19 protein-coding genes, 9 tRNA genes, 2 rRNA genes, 1 riboswitch and 1 other annotated feature are annotated in these 21,863 nt (G+C 43.5%); of the genes, 13 read left to right on the top strand and 17 right to left on the bottom strand.

Going from position 1 to position 21,863, the window contains the following annotated elements; all coding sequences use genetic code 11:
* Positions 1–16 precede the first annotated feature (16 nt).
* Complete coding sequence (locus NSQ62_RS02100) at positions 17–718, bottom strand: uracil-DNA glycosylase (RefSeq protein WP_341322275.1); 702 nt, start codon at positions 716–718, stop codon at positions 17–19.
* Between the two features lie 158 nt (positions 719–876).
* Here NSQ62_RS02100 and thiD point away from each other — a divergent pair, with 158 nt between their 5' ends.
* The 5 genes from thiD to ilvA all read left to right on the top strand — a co-directional run bounded on the left by thiD (position 877) and on the right by ilvA (position 5,935).
* Positions 877–1,725, top strand: coding sequence for a bifunctional hydroxymethylpyrimidine kinase/phosphomethylpyrimidine kinase (thiD, locus tag NSQ62_RS02095; protein WP_341323869.1), 849 nt, complete (start codon positions 877–879; stop codon positions 1,723–1,725).
* A gap of 102 nt (positions 1,726–1,827) precedes the next feature.
* Positions 1,828–2,178 (top strand): YojF family protein, encoded by a 351-nt coding sequence (locus NSQ62_RS02090; RefSeq protein ID WP_341322274.1) that lies wholly within the window; start codon positions 1,828–1,830, stop codon positions 2,176–2,178.
* A 13-nt stretch (positions 2,179–2,191) separates the two neighbouring features.
* Complete coding sequence (bshB2, locus tag NSQ62_RS02085; RefSeq protein ID WP_341322273.1) at positions 2,192–2,869, top strand: bacillithiol biosynthesis deacetylase BshB2; 678 nt, start codon at positions 2,192–2,194, stop codon at positions 2,867–2,869.
* Positions 2,870–3,140: 271 nt separating this feature from the next.
* Positions 3,141–4,493: a YjiH family protein gene (locus NSQ62_RS02080; RefSeq protein WP_341322272.1), complete on the top strand. Its 1,353-nt coding sequence runs from the start codon at positions 3,141–3,143 to the stop codon at positions 4,491–4,493.
* 179 nt (positions 4,494–4,672) lie between these two features.
* The gene (ilvA, locus tag NSQ62_RS02075) at positions 4,673–5,935 is read left to right on the top strand and encodes a threonine ammonia-lyase IlvA (protein ID WP_341323868.1); all 1,263 of its coding nucleotides are present in this window, start codon (positions 4,673–4,675) and stop codon (positions 5,933–5,935) included.
* A gap of 97 nt (positions 5,936–6,032) precedes the next feature.
* Here the strand turns inward: ilvA and NSQ62_RS02070 are convergent, their stop codons facing one another.
* The 4 genes from NSQ62_RS02070 to NSQ62_RS02055 form a co-directional block, all read right to left on the bottom strand.
* On the bottom strand, positions 6,033–6,827 hold the full coding sequence (locus tag NSQ62_RS02070; protein WP_341322271.1) for an ABC transporter ATP-binding protein: 795 nt from the start codon (positions 6,825–6,827) through the stop codon (positions 6,033–6,035).
* Complete coding sequence (locus NSQ62_RS02065; protein WP_341322270.1) at positions 6,820–7,860, bottom strand: ABC transporter permease; 1,041 nt, start codon at positions 7,858–7,860, stop codon at positions 6,820–6,822. The genes NSQ62_RS02070 and NSQ62_RS02065 overlap by 8 nt, the downstream gene beginning before the upstream one ends.
* Positions 7,861–7,944: 84 nt before the next feature.
* Positions 7,945–8,958 carry an ABC transporter substrate-binding protein gene (locus NSQ62_RS02060; protein WP_341322269.1) on the bottom strand — a complete coding sequence of 338 codons (1,014 nt, stop codon included), beginning with the start codon at positions 8,956–8,958 and terminating at the stop codon, positions 7,945–7,947.
* A 449-nt stretch (positions 8,959–9,407) separates the two neighbouring features.
* Entirely contained in the window at positions 9,408–10,232 is an 825-nt protein-coding gene (locus tag NSQ62_RS02055; RefSeq protein WP_341322268.1) for a methyl-accepting chemotaxis protein, read from the bottom strand.
* A 197-nt stretch (positions 10,233–10,429) separates the two neighbouring features.
* Positions 10,430–10,474: riboswitch (PreQ1 riboswitch) on the top strand.
* Between the two features lie 6 nt (positions 10,475–10,480).
* Here NSQ62_RS02055 and NSQ62_RS02050 point away from each other — a divergent pair.
* The 8 genes from NSQ62_RS02050 (at position 10,481) to NSQ62_RS02015 (ending at position 17,057) form a co-directional block, all read left to right on the top strand.
* Positions 10,481–10,963: a QueT transporter family protein gene (locus NSQ62_RS02050; protein WP_341322267.1), complete on the top strand. Its 483-nt coding sequence runs from the start codon at positions 10,481–10,483 to the stop codon at positions 10,961–10,963.
* Between the two features lie 159 nt (positions 10,964–11,122).
* Positions 11,123–11,330: a binding site (T-box leader), on the top strand.
* Between the two features lie 63 nt (positions 11,331–11,393).
* Positions 11,394–12,371, top strand: coding sequence for a metal ABC transporter ATP-binding protein (locus NSQ62_RS02045; protein ID WP_341322266.1), 978 nt, complete (start codon positions 11,394–11,396; stop codon positions 12,369–12,371).
* A 5-nt stretch (positions 12,372–12,376) separates the two neighbouring features.
* Positions 12,377–13,414 carry an anthranilate phosphoribosyltransferase gene (gene trpD / locus NSQ62_RS02040; RefSeq protein WP_341322265.1) on the top strand — a complete coding sequence of 346 codons (1,038 nt, stop codon included), beginning with the start codon at positions 12,377–12,379 and terminating at the stop codon, positions 13,412–13,414.
* The gene (gene trpC, locus NSQ62_RS02035; RefSeq protein WP_341322264.1) at positions 13,411–14,202 is read left to right on the top strand and encodes an indole-3-glycerol phosphate synthase TrpC; all 792 of its coding nucleotides are present in this window, start codon (positions 13,411–13,413) and stop codon (positions 14,200–14,202) included. Before trpD ends, trpC begins: the two co-directional genes overlap by 4 nt.
* Positions 14,202–14,819, top strand: coding sequence for a phosphoribosylanthranilate isomerase (locus NSQ62_RS02030; protein WP_341323867.1), 618 nt, complete (start codon positions 14,202–14,204; stop codon positions 14,817–14,819). Before trpC ends, NSQ62_RS02030 begins: the two co-directional genes overlap by 1 nt.
* Positions 14,816–16,003 (top strand): tryptophan synthase subunit beta, encoded by a 1,188-nt coding sequence (gene trpB / locus NSQ62_RS02025; RefSeq protein WP_341322263.1) that lies wholly within the window; start codon positions 14,816–14,818, stop codon positions 16,001–16,003. The genes NSQ62_RS02030 and trpB overlap by 4 nt, the downstream gene beginning before the upstream one ends.
* Positions 16,000–16,779: a tryptophan synthase subunit alpha gene (trpA, locus tag NSQ62_RS02020; RefSeq protein WP_341322262.1), complete on the top strand. Its 780-nt coding sequence runs from the start codon at positions 16,000–16,002 to the stop codon at positions 16,777–16,779. The genes trpB and trpA overlap by 4 nt, the downstream gene beginning before the upstream one ends.
* A gap of 56 nt (positions 16,780–16,835) precedes the next feature.
* Positions 16,836–17,057 (top strand): sulfate permease, encoded by a 222-nt coding sequence (locus NSQ62_RS02015; protein WP_341322261.1) that lies wholly within the window; start codon positions 16,836–16,838, stop codon positions 17,055–17,057.
* Positions 17,058–17,100: 43 nt separating this feature from the next.
* Here NSQ62_RS02015 and NSQ62_RS02010 read toward each other — a convergent pair whose 3' ends face one another.
* From NSQ62_RS02010 to NSQ62_RS01955, 12 genes are all read right to left on the bottom strand, one after another.
* The gene (locus tag NSQ62_RS02010; protein ID WP_341322260.1) at positions 17,101–17,457 is read right to left on the bottom strand and encodes a pirin-like C-terminal cupin domain-containing protein; all 357 of its coding nucleotides are present in this window, start codon (positions 17,455–17,457) and stop codon (positions 17,101–17,103) included.
* Between the two features lie 413 nt (positions 17,458–17,870).
* Positions 17,871–17,942, bottom strand: a tRNA-Glu gene (locus tag NSQ62_RS02005).
* Positions 17,943–17,955: 13 nt separating this feature from the next.
* Positions 17,956–18,031: transfer RNA gene (locus tag NSQ62_RS02000), tRNA-Asp, on the bottom strand.
* A 3-nt stretch (positions 18,032–18,034) separates the two neighbouring features.
* A tRNA-Met gene (locus NSQ62_RS01995) sits at positions 18,035–18,109 on the bottom strand.
* A gap of 53 nt (positions 18,110–18,162) precedes the next feature.
* A tRNA-Arg gene (locus NSQ62_RS01990) sits at positions 18,163–18,239 on the bottom strand.
* A gap of 18 nt (positions 18,240–18,257) precedes the next feature.
* Positions 18,258–18,346 (bottom strand) — tRNA-Leu (locus tag NSQ62_RS01985).
* Between the two features lie 5 nt (positions 18,347–18,351).
* Positions 18,352–18,426 (bottom strand) — tRNA-Gly (locus NSQ62_RS01980).
* Between the two features lie 48 nt (positions 18,427–18,474).
* Positions 18,475–18,550, bottom strand: a tRNA-Lys gene (locus NSQ62_RS01975).
* Between the two features lie 9 nt (positions 18,551–18,559).
* Positions 18,560–18,635: transfer RNA gene (locus NSQ62_RS01970), tRNA-Thr, on the bottom strand.
* A 13-nt stretch (positions 18,636–18,648) separates the two neighbouring features.
* A tRNA-Val gene (locus NSQ62_RS01965) sits at positions 18,649–18,721 on the bottom strand.
* An 18-nt stretch (positions 18,722–18,739) separates the two neighbouring features.
* A 5S ribosomal RNA gene (gene rrf / locus NSQ62_RS01960) occupies positions 18,740–18,855 on the bottom strand.
* A 65-nt stretch (positions 18,856–18,920) separates the two neighbouring features.
* Positions 18,921–21,848 (bottom strand): 23S ribosomal RNA (locus tag NSQ62_RS01955).
* Positions 21,849–21,863: the final 15 nt, after the last annotated feature.

Raw genomic sequence — 21,863 nt, 5'->3', positions numbered from 1 at the left:
TTCACTTTACCATCTTTCAGTCAAAAAGTTTAGCCTGTTTGCTGTTGATACACCAATCAATCGGACGCTCGCCACGTGTCAAAAGCACTTCATTTGTTTTCGAATACGGCTTACTACCAAAAAAGCCGCGATATGCGCTTAATGGACTTGGATGCGGTGCTTCTAAAATCACGTGGTCATTTGAAACTCGCTCAATAATCGCACGCTTACTTTGCGCTGGTTTGCCCCATAATAAAAATACAATCGGCTTTTTACGCATTGCTAGCTTTTCAATGATGACATCGGTCAATTGTTCCCAGCCTTGCCCTTTATGCGAATTGGCCTCCCCTTGACGCACAGTTAATACCGTATTTAATAGAAGAACGCCTTGCTTGGCCCAGTCAACTAACTCCCCGTGATCTGGTAGTGGGCAGCCGACATCTTCCTGTAGTTCCTTCATCATGTTTTTTAATGACGGTGGTAATTTTTGTCCTTGTTCAACGGAAAAGCTTAAGCCGTGTGCTTGATTCGGTCCGTGATATGGGTCTTGTCCTAAAAGAACAACCTTTACCTCATTATAATCGGTATAGTGTAGCGCACTAAAAATATGCTCTTTTTTCGGATACACGACCGCTGTTTCATACTGTTCGTTTACAAATTGCATTAATTTTTGATAATACGTTTCTTCTTGTTGTGGGGCTAAAATTTCCTGCCATCCATTTGTTAATTGTTCGATCAATTTCTTCACCTCACTCCAAACAGTAGTAAAAATAACGAGAAAATTCAAGTCCTCCATCTGACCTTATAGTTTTCATTGATTCTGGCTATTTCTATAAAGTCAGATGCACGCTATACTAAAAGCAATTATTATTCGAATATTCTTTTTAAGGAGTTTTTATTATGCTGAAAAAAACATTAACAATTGCAGGGTCAGACACATCTGGTGGCGCAGGAATGCAAGCCGACTTGAAGGCATTTCAGGAGCATGGCACATACGGAATGGTCGCTTTAACAGTAGTCGTGACGATGGATCCGAAAAACTGGAGTCATAGCGTGACACCATTACCAACTGCACTTTTACAAAGTCAAATCGATACGGCCCTGTCAACAGGTGTGGATGCGATTAAAACAGGGATGCTTTCAACCGAAGAAATTATTCAAATTGCCTCAAAAGCGATCCAAAAATCCGGTACAGATAAAGTTGTCATTGACCCAGTCATGGTATGTAAAGGTGACGATGAAGTATTAAATCCAGGGAACACAACTGCGATGGTGAACTACTTATTACCATACGCGACTGTAGTTACACCTAATTTATTCGAAGCGGGTCAGTTAGCTGGTGTGCCGACACCAAAAACAATCACAGACATGCAAGTGGCGGCTGCGAAAATTCATGCACTTGGCGCGAAAAATGTCGTCATTAAAGGCGGAAAAGCATTAGCACACGATAAAGCCGTGGATTTATTCTTTAATGGTACGGAATTTAAATTACTTGAAACGGAAAAAGTCGCTTCAACTTATAACCACGGCGCAGGCTGTACATTTGCAGCAAGCGTTTGTGCGAACTTAGCAAACGGCCTTTCGGTTGAAGAAGCAGTTATTGAAGCAAAAGAGTTTGTTTCAGCTGCCATTAAACACGGCTGGGCGTTAAATGAACATGTTGGACCTGTGATGCACGGCGCAAAATCTCGCTTCGGTGCACCTGAAGTAACAGTGACAACAATTCCGCATTACGTGCAAGCATAAATTTAAGTCACACGAGAATTCGCTTCTCGTGTGCCTTTTTCTTTTCATAGTGCACCAATTTTGACTATACTATTAATAGATAGATTCGAAAGGAGAATTGAGATGAAGGAAGTAAATCAAACAGAGCTCCAAGAATTACTTAATTCTTTTGCGAACAAAGACGTTTATATTCATCTAGAAACGACAAATGGGTCTTATGCTACTCATTACAATGAAAACTTTTTTAATGCGGGGGCATTTATCCGCAACGTCAAATTAAATTATGAATTAGGTAAGGTCGTTGGTGATTCACCACACCGTGTTGGCTTAAAAATGGCGCATGGTTGGGTGTACGCACAAGGCATTACGCACTTTGAATTAGACGAGCAAGGCCGCTTACTGATGGCGGGCTTAGACAATGAAGGAAAGCTAGCGATCGCACTAGAAATTAGCGAATCGCCATTTGCTTATTAAGGAGGATCTACTGATGACTTTACTACAAGAACGTCACGTATTAGTCGTGTACCCTCACCCAGATGATGAGGCTTTTTCTGTTGCAGGCGTCATTCGTATGTACCGTAATATGGGCGTGCCCGTTACATACGCGTGCTTAACATTAGGTGAAATGGGCCGTAATTTAGGCAATCCCCCATTTGCAACGCGTGAATCACTTCCTGAAATTCGCCGTAAAGAGCTGATTGCAGCCTGTGAAGCGATGGGCATTGAAGATTTACGTATGATGGGCCTACGCGATAAAACAATCGAATTTGAAGACGATGAAAAAATGGTGCAGCTTGTGACGGATTTAATTAACGAGTTAAACCCTTCATTAATTTATACTTTCCTACCAGGCTTTGCAGTGCATCCAGACCACGAAGCAACAGCAAAGGCCGTTGTGGAAGCGGTTCGTCGTATTGAAAAAGAAAAGCGACCACGTATTTTAGCTTGTGCATTTGCTAATGACACAGTTGAAAAAAATGGGGAACCCCATGTATCTGTAGATATTCAGTCTGTGAAAAACGATAAAGTAAAAGCACTGCAAGCACATGCTTCGCAAACAGCTTGGATGATGCAAGAAACGGCAAAACGTGTGGATGACGGTGAAGTGATGTCAGATAGCTGGCTAAACTTCGAGCATTTTTACAACATTACGTTTAACGATTAATAAAGCAAGATGCTCTCGTCATTTGACAGAGCATCTTTTTATTTCCAAATTCAAAATAATGTATTTTTATTCAACTATTCTTTTTCTGAAATCCTCTACAAACACACATTTTATTCGTATAATAGGTACCCTTTCTTTTTACATATGCAATTTCTTACTCATCAATAATTTTCAGAAATATTACTCTTTATGCAAAACAGTAGACAAACCATATTTCGACCTTTTATAGTGTATAAATATACAACAATACATTTTAATGAGGTTATTATAGATGAAAACAAAATTTTCGTTTTACACGTGGTTTTTATTTTTAGCCATGTCTGCACTTGGTGTGTTTATTTTCATTACACCGATTAGTACAGATGCTGGTGTAAAGGTACCAATTGCGTTACTTGCGAATTGGTTGGCTGGTTATACGGACGGCTTTATCCATTGGTTCGCGTTCATTGTCTTTATTATTGCAGCGCTCGGTTCGATTGTGATGCACTTTATTCCACAGCGTGGGCCGCGCAAAATTTGGGATTCGTTATTTCGCGTACACTGGTTCTGGACGATCATGCGTGTTCTTGCCGTTGTGTTCGCAGGTGCGTTTTTATTCCAAGTCGGTCCTGACGCTTTAACAAGTGATGTGACAACTGGAATTTTAATTGATCCTTTAAGTGGTCTAGTAACATTTATGTTCGTGCTTTTCTTATTTGCGGGGCTGTTACTTCCATTATTAACAGACTTCGGTTTACTTGAATTTTTCGGTTCGATGATGGTGAAAATCATGCGTCCGATTTTCAAAGTACCTGGACGTTCTGCGATTGACTGTTTAGCGTCATGGGTTGGTGATGGAACAATTGGTGTGTTACTAACGAGCAAGCAGTACGAAGAAAAAAACTATACAGGTCGTGAAGCCGCAACGATTGCGACAACATTCTCTGTTGTATCGATTACCTTCTGTTTAGTCGTTGTTGAAACGATTGGCATTGAAGCGTACTTCCTTGAGTTTTATGCATCGGTTATTTTCTGTGGATTAGTACTAGCGGTGATTATGCCCCGTATTTATCCGTTAAAGCACAAGGCGGATACGTTAATTGATGGTTCCGAAGCAGCTGCGAATCGTGAAGAAGTGCAAGATGGCTACAACGTCGTAACGTACGGCTTACACAATGCGTTATCAAAAGCCGATTCAAATCGTAACTTAGGTAAAATGGTGAAAAACGGGTTTGTAAATGTGCTAGAAATGTGGTTTGCAGTTACGCCAATCATCATGGCATTTGGTACAATTGCGTTAGTTTTAGCTGAATTTACAAGCTTCTTCCGTATTTTAGGGATGCCGTTTGAGCCAATTTTAATGCTTCTACAAATTCCTGAAGCAAGTGAAGCCGCGCAAACAATGATCGTCGGCTTTGCGGATATGCTATTGCCTTCAATTTTAGGAGCAGGCATTGAATCAGAGATGACACGTTTCTTCATTGCCACGGTTTCCGTTACACAATTAATTTACATGTCTGAAGTCGGCGGCCTAATTTTAGGTACGAAGCTTCCATTAAAATTATGGGATCTGTTCGTGATTTTCTTAATCCGTACAATTATCTCGATTCCAATTATCGCAGCGATTGCGCATTTATTATTCTAACAACATCCCGTGTTTTGCATCTTTGCAAAATGCGGGATTTTTTTATCCTCTCCCTTAAACCGCTTTCATTATGACGATTTTATAAACTTTCTTAATTTACTGAATTTTTACAACATTTATTAGTATTTTTATGATAAAATAGTTTAATCTTTTAGACAGACGACGGAGGTTACATGGAGATGGAAGTTGCTCAACCAAAGACCATTGCGGTGGAAAACGTATTAATCGCACACCATTTTTTAAAGGATGTGGTCGTACATACGCCACTACAATTAAATGATTACTTATCAGAAAAGTACGGTGCAAAAATTTATTTCAAACGCGAGGATTTGCAGCATGTGCGTTCATTTAAATTGCGCGGTGCCTATTATAAAATTAAAAAAATCGAAGACGATGCCCGCGCTTCAGGCGTTGTGTGCGCAAGTGCCGGCAACCATGCGCAAGGTGTGGCGTATGCCTGTGCGAAATTAGAAATCCAGGCGACGATTTTCATGCCAAAAACGACACCAAAACAAAAGATTGATCAGGTGCGTATGTTTGGGCGCAATTTTGTTGAAATCGTGCTAGCTGGTGATACTTTCGATGATTCGGCGAAAAGTGCGATTGCTTACTGCGAAGAAGAGAATCGCATTTTCATTCATCCATTCGATGATTACGACGTGATGGCAGGTCAAGGGACGGTTGCGGTGGAAATTATGAATGATATCGAAGAGCCCATTGACTATATTTTTGGGAGCATTGGCGGCGGTGGCTTGATGTCAGGTGTTTCGGCTTATGTGAAGAATTTATCTCCAACGAGTAAGGTCATTGGCGTAGAACCAGCTGGTGCGTCGAGTATGAAGTCTGCTTTCGATCATGAAGGCCCGGTTGCCCTCGATTGGATTGATAAATTCGTCGATGGCGCAGCTGTTAAATGCGTAGGCAATGATACGTACCAAGTATGCCGCACGTATTTAGACGACATCGTAGCTGTTCCTGAAGGCAAAGTATGTACAACGATTTTAGATTTATATAATAAACATGCGATTATCGCAGAACCTGCTGGGGCATTATCGGTGGCGGCACTTGATTTTTATGCCGAACAAATCCGTGGAAAATCAGTCGTTGTCATTATTTCTGGTGGTAATAACGATATCGGACGCATGCAAGAAATTAAGGAACGCTCACTTATTTATGAAGGCTTACTACATTACTTTATCGTCAGCTTCCCGCAGCGTTCTGGTGCACTGCGTCAGTTCCTAACAGAAGTACTTGGACCAAATGATGATATTACAACGTTTGAGTATACGAAGAAAAATAACAAAGAAAGCGGTCCTGCACTTGTCGGTATTGAAATTGGTCACCCTAATGACCGCGCCGGCTTAATGGAACGCATGCTTGCGAATGGGTTTGAATATAAAGAAGTGAATAAAGACAGCACGTTGTTTGCGCTGCTTGTTTAATCGCTAACCGCTACTTTTTACAGTAGCGGTTTTTTGTGTAAATGCGCATACAAAAAAAGCTAACCTGTCGTTCAAGACGACGGGTTAGCGTTTTCGGTTATCCTAATAATGCACGATCTGAGTTCATTTTTTCACCGCGGATATGTTCGAATTCCAGCATTAGATCAGGAATCGTTAAATGTGGCTTGCGGTCTGCTTCTACCTCTAAAATGATCTGCCCTTTATCCATCATAATCAAACGGTTCCCTAGATCCAGGGCTTGCTGCATATTATGTGTGACCATCAGTGTTGTTAACTTACTTTCTTCAACAAGTTCTTTTGTTAAATTCGTAATTAGCTCGGCACGTGACGGATCCAGTGCAGCAGTATGCTCATCCAGTAGTAGAATCGACGGCTTCGTAAACGTTGCCATTAGTAAGCTCAGTGCCTGTCGTTCCCCACCTGATAGTAAACCAACTTTCGCGGATAAACGGTTTTCTAAATTTAAATGCAGTTTTTCCAGTGACGTTTTGAAAAATTCACGACGCTTTTTATCGACGCCAAAACGTAAACTACGCTTGGCATTCCGTGAATAGGCGATTGCTAAATTTTCTTCAATTGTCATCGTCGGTGCGGTACCAGCCATTGGATCTTGGAACACACGGCCAATATGCACCGCGCGCTTATGTTCTGGTAAGCGTGTTAAGTCATTGCTATCAATGATGACCGAACCGAAATCTGGTGTTAATGCACCTGAAACCATGTTCATCATCGTTGATTTCCCCGCACCATTACTCCCGATAATCGTAACGAAATCACCCGCTGCTAAATGCAGATTAATATTATCTAATGCGATTTTTTCATCTGGTGTACCTTCGTTAAATACTTTGTTAATGCCATCTAATTTAAGCAAGGTTCTTCCCTCCCTGCTCGATTTCAAGTTTTGCATGTTGCGCGGCCATACGTTCTTCTAAACGACGCGCTCTACGTTTTTTCTCTTTATATTTACTCACAATTTGCGGGATGACTAACGCTAAAATTACAATTACAGCTGTAATCAGCTTCATGTCCCCAGAATCTAACCAGTCCACGCGTAGTGCTAGTGCATAAATCATACGATAAATAATGGCCCCCGCGATGACCGCAAATGTGACACGGACAATTGATTTTGTACCAAAAATCGCTTCACCAATAATGACCGAAGCTAACCCAACGACAATCATCCCGATCCCTAAGCCAACATCTGCGAATTTTGTATACTGTGCGATTAACGCACCTGATAACGCAACCATCGCATTTGAAATCCCTAAGCCTAAAATGATTAATGAATCGGTATTAGCCGAGAAGCTCCGAATCATGCGCTTGTTATCCCCTGTTGCACGGATCGCTAAGCCCACTTCTGTTTTTAAGAACCAATCAACGACTAATTTAATGATGACCGTTACTAAGATCATTAAGATTAAAACGCCCCATGTTGATGGAATCGCTTGAACGCCCAATGATTTCAGCAAATTTGATAACACGCCGTCTATGCCTAAGCCTGACCAAAAATTATTAAACGATGTAAAAATCGTATCTGAATTTAATAGTGGAATGTTTGGACGTGTGACACCCGAATCCGAGCTTAAGCCCATGATGCGCAAGTTAATGGAATACAGCGCAATCATCATTAAAATTCCCGATAACAATGGGTTGATATTGCCTTTTGTGTGTAAAATCCCTGTCATACATCCAGCAATAAATCCAGCAATTGTTGCGACGAAGGTTGCGAGTATCGGATTGTAGCCAAGCACGATCATCATCGCGGCTGTCCCTGCACCCGTTACAAAGCTTCCATCAACCGTTAAATCCGGAAAATCTAGCACGCGGAATGTTAAGTACACGCCAAGTGCCATAATTGCATAGATGATTCCTTGCTCCACTGAACCAAATAAAGCTGCAAACATGTTGAATCATCTCCTAACTTTTCTCTTTAAATAAACATTCGCGCTTGGTTCACACAAAGAGGTGACCCAAGCGCGAATCCTACATTATTGTATTTCAGCGCCCCACTCTGGTTTCACTTCTAAACCTAAGCTGTCTGCCACTGCTTTATTGATCACTAATTTTAAGTTAGCTGGGTAAGCTGCTGGCATTTCAGCAGGTGATTTACCTTCTAATAAAATTTGTGCGGCCATTTGACCTGCTTCGTAACCAATATCGTAGTAGTCGAAACCATAAGCTGCTAAACCACCGCGCGCTACAGAATCTAATTCCCCAACGATTAATGGTAATGTGTTGGTATTGGCTACATCAACTACTGATTCTAATGCTGAAACAACTGTGTTATCTGTTACAACATAGAAAGCATCGACTTTACCGATTAATGATTCAGCCGCTTGACGTACTTCTGAAGAAGCTGATACTGCTGTATCAAGGATTGTTACGCCTTCTTTTGCTGCGATTTCTTTAACTGCTGCGATTTGTGTTACTGAGTTTTGTTCACCCGCGTTGTAAATCATCCCGACATTCTTTGCGCCTAACTCTTTTAAGAATGCCACTGATTTTGGCATTGTGTCTGGGTGTAAATCGATTGTACCTGTTACGTTCGCACCTGGTGCTGCCATGGTGTCAATCAGCTCGGCACCGACTGCATCTGTTACAGATGTAAAGATAATTGGAATATCCGCTGTTGCACTTTTTGCAGCCTGTGCAGATGGTGTTGAATTCGCGAAAATTAAATCGACGTTTTCGCTTACTAATTGTTGTGCGATTGTCATGTTGTTACTGTTATCATTATTTGCTGATTTATCGACATACTCTGCGTCGATTCCCGCGTCTTTAATTGCTTGTTTAAAGCCGTCCTTTGCTGCATCTAAAGATGGGTGTTCGACGATTTGTGTTGTCCCGATTTTAAAAGTTTTATCTTCTGTTTGTGCTGTTTCTCCAGCGCCACTATTTGCTGTGTCGTTTGTTGAAGAGTCTTTCTCTTCCGTACCACATGCAGCTAATACGAACAGAAGCCCGAATAATACGAATGATAGCTTCAGTAAATTACGTTTCATGTTTTATCCCCCTATTTTCTCTGTCGAGTTAAAGCGTTACACTTCAACTCGTTGAAGTATGTTTAAAAATATCTTACTCCTTCACTTTCAGATAGTCAATAACATTTAGAATGTTCTGAATTCAATTTTTGCAATTTAGCAGTCTACTTTGTCGATTTCATGAACAAAAGCGCTAAAACGCCCGTCAAGCCCCGATCGTTCAAAACGCCACATCCATGTGGCATGACCGACATGACTCACGTCGTGTGAGCCTCAGACATTGGAGGGCCCGACGCAAAAGTAAATGCTTCACCACTTTTGCAGGAGGGTTTGAAATGTCCGAGGGGCTGGCGTTTTAGCCTGGACGTAGAGAAAACTTTATACAAAGTTATCCACAATGCGATAATCTATAATTTCCTTAACACAAAAAACGAATGAATGTTTTTTGCATTCATTCGTCGTTCGTTCTCTTATTGCAATGCCTTATGCATAAATGTTTTCATTTCTTTACTTAAGCCACTTAACTCTTCAATAATTTCGCTGAAGTCTTGAATGAGCTTCGCTTGTTCGCCTGTTGCTGAATTAACTTGCCCCATGTTTTGCTTTAATTGCGTTAGGTTGGTGTTGATATTATGGAGTGATTTTTCGATATTTTCTGTTGCTGTTGATGTTTCAAATGATAATTTACGAACCTCTTGTGCAACGATATTAAAGCCAGCGCCATGCTGACCCGCGCGTGCTGCTTCGATTGAGGCATTCAAGCCAAGTAAGTTTGTTTGACGTGAAATACTTTTTATTAATGATGTTACACCATTTGATTTTTCTGCATCATCCAGTGCTACTTGTGTTTGCTTGTCGATCTCTTCACTTGTTGCGGCAAGCTGCTCAGAATGCGATGCCAGTGTATGTACATTATCTTGTAGATTATTAATGATGCGCTCCATATCTTCCATATAATGCTCTAATTCCACTTCGTTATCGATTGGTAAACCGAACGCTAATGCACCAACGACACGATTGCCTTCTCGAATTGGAAATGAAAAAGCATTAATCGGCACGCCGTATACATCTTTTGGAATGACGACATCTGCATTTCTACCGCTAAATGCAATATATACGTTCGAATCATTCGGATTTATCTTTTGACCATCCTTATAACCTGAATCGACACGCTTGCCTGCTAAATATTTCATCACAATTTCTGTTTCTTTATCGACAACAGCTACAATGGCTTCACCTTTCATTGCCATATGGATGTACGGAACGGATGTTGCTAACGCTTCAATAATACTCATGTGATTCCTCTCCAATACTTAATAGATTTTAAATTAAATACAAATAATTACATTAACTTCCTTATTTTACTATACCCTCGTTATTGATGATAGGTAAAATGTTATTCCCCCTTAATTATTATTGAATGTTTCGACTATTCAAGAACGCACTTACACATCTTTACTTTCTCCTACAATCTTGCTATGATTGCACTTTCTTTATCGTGGTTCGCAACCATCCCACGTAAAAAAACTAGGAGGAATTGAATATGAAAGTCAAATTTATGGCAACGACTGGTATTATTGCAGCATTATATATTGCTGTCACAATGCTCGTTGCACCGTTCGGATTTACGGAGGTCCAATTCCGTGTTTCTGAAATGTTTAATCATTTAGTGGCATTTAATCCACGCTTTGCAGGTGGTATTATTTTAGGGGTATTCATTGCGAATCTATTCTCGCCGCTTGGCTGGTATGACTTAGTGTTTGGGGTAACTCACTCTATTGTCACAATCGGTCTGTTTCTTTTAATCTGCAAATTTGTGAAAAACATTATCGCGCGTCTTGTCATTAATACACTGCTGTTTACTTTTACGATGTTCATCATCGCCTTTGAGTTAAATTTAGCATTAGAGTTGCCGTTCTTCTGGACATGGCTAACCGTTGCTGCGGGCGAATTCGTCGTATTAGCTGTCGGCGCACCGATTATGTACACATTAAATAAACGTCTTGATTTTAAAAAATTACTATAGATCGTTTCACCAGTTAGCCATTTTGCTAGCTGGTTTTTATTTTCCTACCAAAACTTTTTAGAATTGTTTGACTTTTTTAATTTCGGTGTTAGAATAAGTTTATTCTATTTTTCACGGTAGCAGGTTGTGATAGCATAACCACCGTCTTGAGTTGAGCAAAGTAAATTGTCGAGTAAGAAAAGTAACATGATTTTCGTTTCTTTAGAGAGCGCATGGCTGGTGGAAATGCGCGAAGCGATACATGTGAATGGGCCTTACGAAAGCTGCTAGCATTAGTTGGCGGACGGTTCCCTGCCGTTATCAGGTTTAAGTGGAAGTATTTATTACTTCAATCGAGGTGGCAACGCGGTCTATTATCGTCCTCAGCAAAGGTATTCCTTTGCTGAGGGCGTTTTTTTTATTTCATTTAATTTTAGAGGAGTGTAACGAGATGTCCATTAAACAGCGTTTTCGTACGTCCATGAAAAAGGTCAACGGAGATTTATTAACACCAATTTCAATTTTCCAACGCTTACACGGTGAGCGAAAATTTTTATTAGAAAGCTCAATGAAATATGAAGGGCACGGACGCTATTCGTTTATTGGCACTAGTCCTCGAAAAACGTATCGTGGCGAACAAGAACAACTAATCGATACGTCGCATTTAACAAACAAACACTATACCTATGAAGGCGAGCTCATTTCCTTATTAAAACAAGTGATGCCGCGCATTACTTCCCATACAGAATATCCGTTTACAGGTGGTGGCATTGGCTACATCAATGCGCTGACAAACGATTTACCCGAGCTTGAGTTCCATGTGTATGACACGCTCATCATTTTTGATCATTTAACCGATGAAATCGCAGTGTTCCATACAAATATTGAAGCAGAAGAAGTCACGCCTAATATCGATGCATTTATCGAAGAATTGTTTGCGAATCAGACACCACAAGAAACAACGTATGCGCTCCACACACCCGAGCTTCAGCAAGACGGTGTGTACGGGGCAACATTCTCAGGTGATGCGTTTGCACTGTATCGTAAACTGCGCATCGAACACGCAGCACCATATATGTACTACATCGATTTTGATGATTGCACCGTTGTTGGTACATCGGAAAACAACTATTTACAAGTTCGAGATGGTACCCTATCAGCAACTGACCAGGCTCCTTCAATTGAACGTTTTTGCCAAGGTACTAGCCAAACTGTAAATACCATTCAACACGGTAATTTAAATCCAACGCTCCATGCGATTGATGTCGTAAAAGCGCTGAAGCCAGCACAAGGATTAATCGGCTATATCGGCTTTAATGGCCAGGTCGATTTCACAACACCCGAAAATATAATCACGATTACAGGTAACCGTGCACATATTCGTACAAATCAAGCAGGCGTGCCCTTTGAGGCGCTGATGAAAGGATGAATTCAATGTCTTTACTTCCATATATCGAGCAACTTGCGCGCCGTGAGCATTTAATTTTCGACGAAATGCAGCAAGCCGCAGAAATCATATTTAACGAACAAACACCAAAAGAACACATTGCTTCCTTTTTAATAGCGATGAACGATAAAGGTGTCACGGCCCATGAAGTGGCCGGCTTAGCGCATGTCATGAAGTCGCACGCAGTCGCAGTCGATGCACCAGAAGGGATTTACATCGACAACTGCGGTACAGGTGGTGACGGTTTACAAAGCTTCAATATTAGTACAACGTCGGCTTTCGTACTAGCAGGTGGCGGGATTTTAGTGGCAAAACACGGCAATCGTAAAATTTCGAGTGCTTCAGGGAGCTCAGATGTGTTAGAAGCACTTGGCATTACGCTGTTACCGAACACTGCGCAAACGACCGAGCTTTTACAAACACACGGCATTGCCTTTTTACATGCGCCGAATATGCACCCAAAACTCAAGCGCATCGGCGAAGTTCGACAAGCACTCGGTGTGCCAACGATTTTCAATTTAGTCGGACCGCTGACAAATCCGGTGCCACTTAAAACACAATTCGTCGGCATTAACCGACCAAATTTCACAACGGATTACGCTGAGGTGCTCCATATGCTAGGTCGCGAGCGCGCGATTGTCGTATCGGGTTCTCAAGGAATGGACGAAGCGTCACTAGCCGGTGAAAATACATTCGTGTTACTCGACCGTGGCGACATTATTCCGTTTAAATTACGCGCTGAGGATGTTGGCTTAACACAGCAGCCCCTCTCCGCGATTCGTGGCGGGACCCCTCAAGAAAACGCGATAATTATGCGCGATCTATTAAAAGGGAAACAAAGCGTGTATTTCGATACGGTTGTGTTAAATGCAGGCATTGGCTTTTTTGCATACGGCCTAGCCGACACGATGAAAGAAGGCATCGAGCTTGCAAAAGACAGCATTCTTTCAGGTCGTGCACTTGAAAAGCTAGAAAATGTGGTGGCTTATAGTCAACAAGTCGCTGAGGAGGAATCGTTAACATGACCATTTTAAATAAAATTATCGAACAAAAAAAATCAGAACTTCCAGGGCTACTTGCCAATGCACCAAGCTTTCCAAGTATTACAAAAGTGCGCCCTTCCCTATACGAAACATTACGCAGTACGAACACGTTACAAGTCATTTCTGAAATGAAACGTGCCTCCCCTTCTCAAGGGGATATTGCGACACATATCGATCCTGTTGAGCAAGCGACGCAATACGAGTTAGCCGGAGCTGCCTGCATTTCGGTGTTGACAGAACAAGCCTTTTTCAAGGGAAGCTTCGATGATTTAAATGCTGTTGCACAAGCGGTCAATATCCCTGTTTTGTGTAAGGACTTCATCATTCATGAAGTCCAGCTGGATTATGCGAAAGCGGCTGGGGCCTCTGTTGTGTTACTTATTGTAGCGGCGTTAACCGATGAAGCGTTACAAGCGCTTCATACGTATGCCACAAACCTTGGCTTAGAAGTACTTGTTGAGGTACATGACGTGGAAGAATTACAGCGTGCCGTAGCGATTGATGCAAAGATTATTGGCGTAAACAATCGAAATTTAAAAACATTTGAGGTGTCACTTGAAACGACACGTGACATTGCGACACACGTTCCCTCGTCAACAATCGCGTTTATTAGCGAAAGCGGGATTTGGAATGAAGACGATGCGCGTTATGTTGCCGAAGCAGGTGCAAAAGGTGTATTAGTTGGCGAATCACTCATGCGTAGTGGCGATGTACAAGCGGCATTAAAAGCACTAAAAATCGAACTTTCAGCAAAGGTTGGCGAACAATGATGACAAAAGTAAAAATTTGCGGATTAAAAGAAGTCGAGCATGTTGAGTCAGCAGTCGCGGCAGGAGCGGACTTTATTGGACTCATGTTTGCACCGAGTAAGCGCCGGATTACGGTAGAACAGGCCGTTGAACTCGTAGCACATATCCCAGCAAACGTGAAAAAAGTTGGCGTGTTTGTCAACGAAGATGCCGAAACGATTAAACAAATCGCCTCACAAGTAGGATTAGATTATATTCAATACCACGGTGATGAATCTGCTGAGGAAATTAAAGCAATTGGTCTTCCTGCGATTAAAGCCTTTTCGATTCGCACACAAGCAGATGTAGAGCGTGCGGCGACTTATGACGTCGATTACTATTTATTTGATGCACCTGGAAGTGATTTCCGCGGTGGTAGTGGCCACTCTTTCGATTGGACTCTATTAGATGACGTCAGTATTTTATTAGATAAAGTCATTTTAGCTGGTGGCTTAACCGAAGAAAACGTTGGCATTGCGATTATGTTAGTAGAGCCGTTTGCCGTCGATGTTTCGAGCGGTGTTGAGGTAGATGGACGTAAAAGTTCGGACAAAATTAAAAGTTTCGTGGAACGCGCGAAAGGAGAACTGATTTTATGACAGTATTAAAAGGACGCTTCGGACAGTTCGGTGGACAATTTGTCCCGGAAACATTAATGACCCCATTAGCCGAATTAGAAGCAGCATATGAAGAAGCAAAAAATGATCCCAGCTTTCAAGAAGAGCTGAATTATTACTTAAAGCAATACGTTGGCCGGGAAACACCACTTTATTACGCAGAACGTTTAAGCGCGAAAATGGGCGGTGCGAAAATTTACTTAAAGCGTGAAGACTTAAACCATACCGGTGCACATAAAATTAATAACGCAATCGGTCAGGCCCTACTTGCGAAGCGCATGGGGAAAAAGAAAATCGTTGCCGAAACAGGTGCAGGACAGCACGGGGTTGCTACAGCAACGGCTTGTGCATTACTTGATATGGAATGCATTGTCTATATGGGCGCAGAAGATGTACGCCGTCAGCAGCTCAACGTATTTCGTATGGAGCTCCTTGGTACAAAGGTAGTTGCCGTGGAAAAAGGCTCTGCTACGTTAAAAGATGCCGTAAACGAAGCACTACGCCACTGGGTAACACATGTGGACGATACGCATTATATTTTAGGCTCGGCACTTGGCCCTCACCCATTCCCAACGATTGTGCGTGATTTCCAGCGTGTCATTGGTGATGAGACACGTGCTCAAATTTTACAACAAGAAGGTCGCCTGCCGGATACAATCATCGCCTGCATCGGCGGTGGTAGTAACGCAATCGGCATGTTCTATCCGTTCGTAGCAGATACAGACGTCGCACTTTACGGCATTGAAGCAGCGGGTGCAGGTGTTGATACCGACAAGCATGCCGCAGCTATTCATGTCGGAAAAACGGGTGTACTTCACGGGGCGCTTATGTATTTATTACAAGATGACAACGGCTTCGTACAGGAAGCACATTCGATTTCAGCGGGGCTTGATTACCCAGGTGTTGGCCCAGAGCACTGTCATTTACATGAATCAGGCCGTGCGCAGTACCCTTCTGTTACTGACAGCCAAGCACTAGAAGGTGTGAAATTACTATGTGAAACGGAAGGCATTTTACCGGCATTAGAAAGTGCACATGCCATTTACTATGCAGCGGAATTTGCAAAAACACGTCCGCAAGATGAAATCATTGTCGTGTGCTTATCAGGCCGCGGGGATAAGGACGTACACACATTAATGGACAAGCTCGGAGGTGACCACGTATGACATTACAACAACAATTAGAAAACGTCTTGCAAGCTGGCAACAAAGCATTCGTCCCGTACATTATGGCGGGTGACGGTGGACTGGCAACATTAAAGCCAACGATTTTAAAATTACAGCAATTAGGCGTTTCCGCAATTGAAGTCGGCATTCCGTTTACAGATCCGGTTGCAGATGGCCCAGTTATTGAACAAGCTGGTGAACGTGCATTAAAAAGTGGCGTTACGTTAAAAAAAGTCATCGCGCAGTTAACAAGCTTCGCCGATGAAATTACGATACCGCTTGTCGTGATGACCTACTTAAATCCGATTTTAGCGTATGGCATTGATGCGTTTGCACGTGATGCGCGCCTTGCTGGGGTTAAAGGCTTAATCGTACCGGATATGCCATATGAGGAACGTGACGTCATTCACCCTGCTCTAAAACAGCAAGATATCGCACTTGTGCAGCTCGTGTCATTAACGAGCCCTCCAGAGCGTGTAAAAAAATTAGCTGAAGCAAGTGAAGGCTTTATTTATGCGGTGACGGTAAACGGTATTACTGGGGAACGTGCAAGCTTTGCCTCACAGCTTGCCGAGCACTTTGCAAGTTTAAAACAAGTAAGCACCATTCCGGTATTAGCAGGCTTTGGAATTTCAACACCAGAGCATGTGAAAAGCTTTGGCGACATTGCCGACGGAGTGATTGTTGGCAGTAAAATCGTAACGGCACTTCTTGAAGATGATTGGGCAACAATTGAAGCGCTCGTACAAGCAACAAAGCAAGTTGGGTCGATTTAAGCTATTTTACAAATAATTGATGTGGTATCATTCACTTATCGAATGGAGGTCACACGATGAGTATTAAAGATTTCTTTGCAGGTATATTTTTTATTGGGATTGCAGGTTATTTTACGTTTGAACTCGTGAGTGATATGTCACTGTTATTTACGGATTCCACAACGCTGTGGCAATATTTCATCGCGTTCTTCCGCATCGCACTCATTATTTTTCTCTTCAATTTAGGCTTGACGTTTATTAAGAAATTCTTTGTAGGGAACACCGTTCAAAAACGTTAAAGCAAAAAACGGGAATGCTCGCTAAGTCGAGTCATTCCCGTTTTTATTTTGGTTGGTTTGGTACAATTACCCCGTGTTCATAACCTAAAAATACTTGTTGAAACCGCCCACGTACGACAACAGGTGCTTTAATCGGCTCCCCGGAAATGAATAAAAAGCGCATCGATTCATTTGCTGTAATGTGAACTATCTTTGCATCAGTTGTTTCTTCAAAATGCGTCAAATCAAATGTGTCGACTGCTTCCTCGCTTACTACCCCAGACCCTACTAATACATAAAAGTAACTGTTATAGCCTTTTGCAATCGGCAGCTCAAATTCACCCGTTATTGTACCTTCGTAAATATTAACAGGCATTGGATTTTCGAGATGCGTGACCGTTCCTAAATTCCCTGCTAACATTGACCTTTGCCCCGTCCATCACAACTTGTGGTGTTGTACCACTTAAAATATCGACGTAGCTTGCTTGCGTGGTGCTTTTTGTTTTCAGGACTTAAGCTAATCCATAGCTGTAACACGCGTGCGGTCGTACCCTACATCTGGATCTTCATTATGAATAATGCCGTTACCTAACGTGATAATTTAAAAATCATTTTTTTCTAAACGCCCACAACCCGAAAAATTATCATAATACGTAAGCGCACCATCTACTACATACGTGGCCGTTTGAATCCCTTTATGTGGATGATTGGCAAAATACCCATACGGATAAAGGGAAAAACCAAATGATTTTAAATTAATCTCTCTATTTCTTATTTGCAGATAAGTTTTAAAAAACAAAAAAAGTATGTAGCACTATGCTACATACTTAGATATGACCCGTACGGGATTCGAACCCGTGTTACCGCCGTGAAAGGGCGGTGTCTTAACCACTTGACCAACGGGCCTTAAAAATAAAAATGGCGGTCCCGACCGGGATCGAACCGGCGATCTCCTGCGTGACAGGCAGGCATGTTAACCGCTACACCACGGGACCATTTGGTTGCGGGGACAGGACTTGAACCTGTGACCTTCGGGTTATGAGCCCGACGAGCTACCACTGCTCCACCCCGCGACAATAATATTAAACTTGTTATTTACTTCTCTTGAGATATTTTTCAAAAATAATGGTGCGCTCGACAGGACTTGAACCTACAACCTTCTGATTCGTAGTCAGATGCTCTATCCAATTGAGCTACGAACGCAATTATTTATTTGAAAGATGGTGCCGAGGGCCGGAATCGAACCGGCACGGTGATCACTCACCGCAGGATTTTAAGTCCTGTGCGTCTGCCAGTTCCGCCACCCCGGCATTTTTGGAGCGGAAGACGAGGTTCGAACTCGCGACCCCCACCTTGGCAAGGTGGTGTTCTACCACTGAACTACTTCCGCAAAAATGCATAGATATTTTTATTCTGACAAGTTATGAAATTAAAAAACTGGTGAGCCATGAAGGACTCGAACCTTCGACCCTCTGATTAAAAGTCAGATGCTCTACCAACTGAGCTAATGGCTCTCTCTAAAATGGTGCCGGCGAAAGGAGTCGAACCCTCGACCTACTGATTACAAGTCAGTTGCTCTACCAACTGAGCTACACCGGCGTTTTAGAAAGGATGGAGGATGACGGGCTCGAACCGCCGACCCCCTGCTTGTAAGGCAGGTGCTCTCCCAGCTGAGCTAATCCTCCGTAAAAAATAAAAAATAAGTGAAGCGACGTCCTACTCTCACAGGGGGAAACCCCCAACTACCATCGGCGCTAAAGAGCTTAACTTCTGTGTTCGGTATGGGAACAGGTGTGACCTCTTTGCCATCGTCACTTCACTTATTAAGTTGAAAGAATTTATTCTTTCAAAACTGGATAAACGTTTCATTGATGTTCATAAATTGTGGTTAAGTCCTCGACCGATTAGTATTCGTCAGCTCCACACATCACTGCGCTTCCACCTCGAACCTATCTACCTGATCGTCTTTCAGGGGTCTTACTTACTTGCGTAATGGGAAATCTCATCTTGAGGGGGGCTTCATGCTTAGATGCTTTCAGCACTTATCCCGTCCACACATAGCTACCCAGCGATGCTCTTGGCAGAACAACTGGTACACCAGCGGTGTGTCCATCCCGGTCCTCTCGTACTAAGGACAGCTCCTCTCAAATTTCCTACGCCCACGACGGATAGGGACCGAACTGTCTCACGACGTTCTGAACCCAGCTCGCGTACCGCTTTAATGGGCGAACAGCCCAACCCTTGGGACCGACTACAGCCCCAGGATGCGATGAGCCGACATCGAGGTGCCAAACCTCCCCGTCGATGTGGACTCTTGGGGGAGATAAGCCTGTTATCCCCGGGGTAGCTTTTATCCGTTGAGCGATGGCCCTTCCATGCGGAACCACCGGATCACTAAGCCCGTCTTTCGACCCTGCTCGACTTGTAGGTCTCGCAGTCAAGCTCCCTTATGCCTTTACACTCTACGAATGATTTCCAACCATTCTGAGGGAACCTTTGGGCGCCTCCGTTACTCTTTAGGAGGCGACCGCCCCAGTCAAACTGTCCGCCTGACACTGTCTCCTACCCCGCTAAGGGGCATGGGTTAGAAGTTCAATACAACCAGGGTAGTATCCCACTGACGCCTCCTCCGAAGCTGGCGCTCCGGGATCTCTGGCTCCTACCTATCCTGTACAAGTTGTACCAAAATTCAATATCAGGCTACAGTAAAGCTCCACGGGGTCTTTCCGTCCTGTCGCGGGTAACCTGCATCTTCACAGGTACTATAATTTCACCGAGTCTCTCGTTGAGACAGTGCCCAGATCGTTACGCCTTTCGTGCGGGTCGGAACTTACCCGACAAGGAATTTCGCTACCTTAGGACCGTTATAGTTACGGCCGCCGTTTACTGGGGCTTCAATTCGCAGCTTCGCTTGCGCTAACCACTCCTCTTAACCTTCCAGCACCGGGCAGGCGTCAGCCCCTATACGTCACCTTACGGTTTTGCAGAGACCTGTGTTTTTGCTAAACAGTCGCCTGGGCCTATTCACTGCGGCTCTCTCACGCTTGCACGCTAACAGAGCACCCCTTCTCCCGAAGTTACGGGGTCATTTTGCCGAGTTCCTTAACGAGAGTTCTCTCGCACACCTTAGGATTCTCTCCTCGACTACCTGTGTCGGTTTGCGGTACGGGCACCTCTCACCTCGATAGAGGCTTTTCTTGGCAGTGTGAAATCAGGAACTTCGTCCATACGGACTCGTCATCACAGCTCAATGTTAAAGTATGCGGATTTGCCTACATACACACCTTACTGCTTGAACACGCGCAACCAACGGCGTGCTTACCCTATCCTACTGCGTCCCCCCATTTCTCAAACGGTGAGGAGGTGGTACAGGAATATCAACCTGTTGTCCATCGCCTACGCCTATCGGCCTCGGCTTAGGTCCCGACTAACCCTGAGCGGACGAGCCTTCCTCAGGAAACCTTAGTCATACGGTGGACGGGATTCTCACCCGTCTTTCGCTACTCATACCGGCATTCTCACTTCTAAGCGCTCCACCAGTCCTTCCGGTCTGACTTCAACGCCCTTAGAACGCTCTCCTACCACGCATCCATACGGATGCATCCACAGCTTCGGTGAATCGTTTAGCCCCGATACATTTTCGGCGCAGCGTCACTCGACCAGTGAGCTATTACGCACTCTTTAAATGATGGCTGCTTCTAAGCCAACATCCTGGTTGTCTAAGCAACGCCACATCCTTTTCCACTTAACGATTACTTTGGGACCTTAGCTGGTGGTCTGGGCTGTTTCCCTCTTGACTACGGATCTTATCACTCGCAGTCTGACTCCCGTGTATAAATATCTGGCATTCGGAGTTTGTCTGAATTCGGTAAAGCGAGATGCCCCCCTAGTCCAAACAGTGCTCTACCTCCAGTATTCTCAATCACGAGGCTAGCCCTAAAGCTATTTCGGAGAGAACCAGCTATCTCCAGGTTCGATTGGAATTTCTCCGCTACCCACACCTCATCCCCGCACTTTTCAACGTGCGTGGGTTCGGGCCTCCAGTAAGTGTTACCTCACCTTCACCCTGGACATGGGTAGATCACCTGGTTTCGGGTCTACGACCACGTACTAATTCGCCCTATTCAGACTCGCTTTCGCTGCGGCTCCGTCTTCTCAACTTAACCTCGCACGTAATCGTAACTCGCCGGTTCATTCTACAAAAGGCACGCTATCACCCATTAACGGGCTCTAACTACTTGTAGGCACACGGTTTCAGGATCTATTTCACTCCCCTTCCGGGGTGCTTTTCACCTTTCCCTCACGGTACTGGTTCACTATCGGTCACTAGGTAGTATTTAGCCTTGGGAGATGGTCCTCCCGGATTCCGACGGAATTTCACGTGTTCCGCCGTACTCAGGATCCACTCAGGAGGGAATAACTTTTGGGCTACAGGGCTTTTACCTTATTTTGCGGACCTTTCCAAGTCGCTTCGCCTAAATCATTCTTTTGTAACTCCGTATTGAGTGTCCTACAACCCCAAAGAGCAAGCTCTTTGGTTTGGGCTCTTCCCGTTTCGCTCGCCGCTACTCAGGGAATCGAATTTTCTTTCTGTTCCTGCAGGTACTTAGATGTTTCAGTTCCCTGCGTCTGTCTCAAACACGCTATGAATTCACGTGAGTGTACTATCCGATTAAAGATAGTGGGTTCCCCCATTCGGAAATCCCCGGATCAAAGCTTACTTACAGCTCCCCGAGGCATATCGGTGTTAGTGCCGTCCTTCATCGACTCCTAGTGCCAAGGCATCCACCGTGCGCCCTTATTAACTTAACCAAAAGTTAAACTTAA

The sequence above is a fragment of the Solibacillus sp. FSL H8-0523 genome (genome assembly GCF_038051985.1).
Taxonomy (GTDB): domain Bacteria; phylum Bacillota; class Bacilli; order Bacillales_A; family Planococcaceae; genus Solibacillus.
The sequence above is the reverse complement of the archived record's forward strand: the minus strand, read 5'-3'. Positions and strand labels throughout refer to the sequence as shown.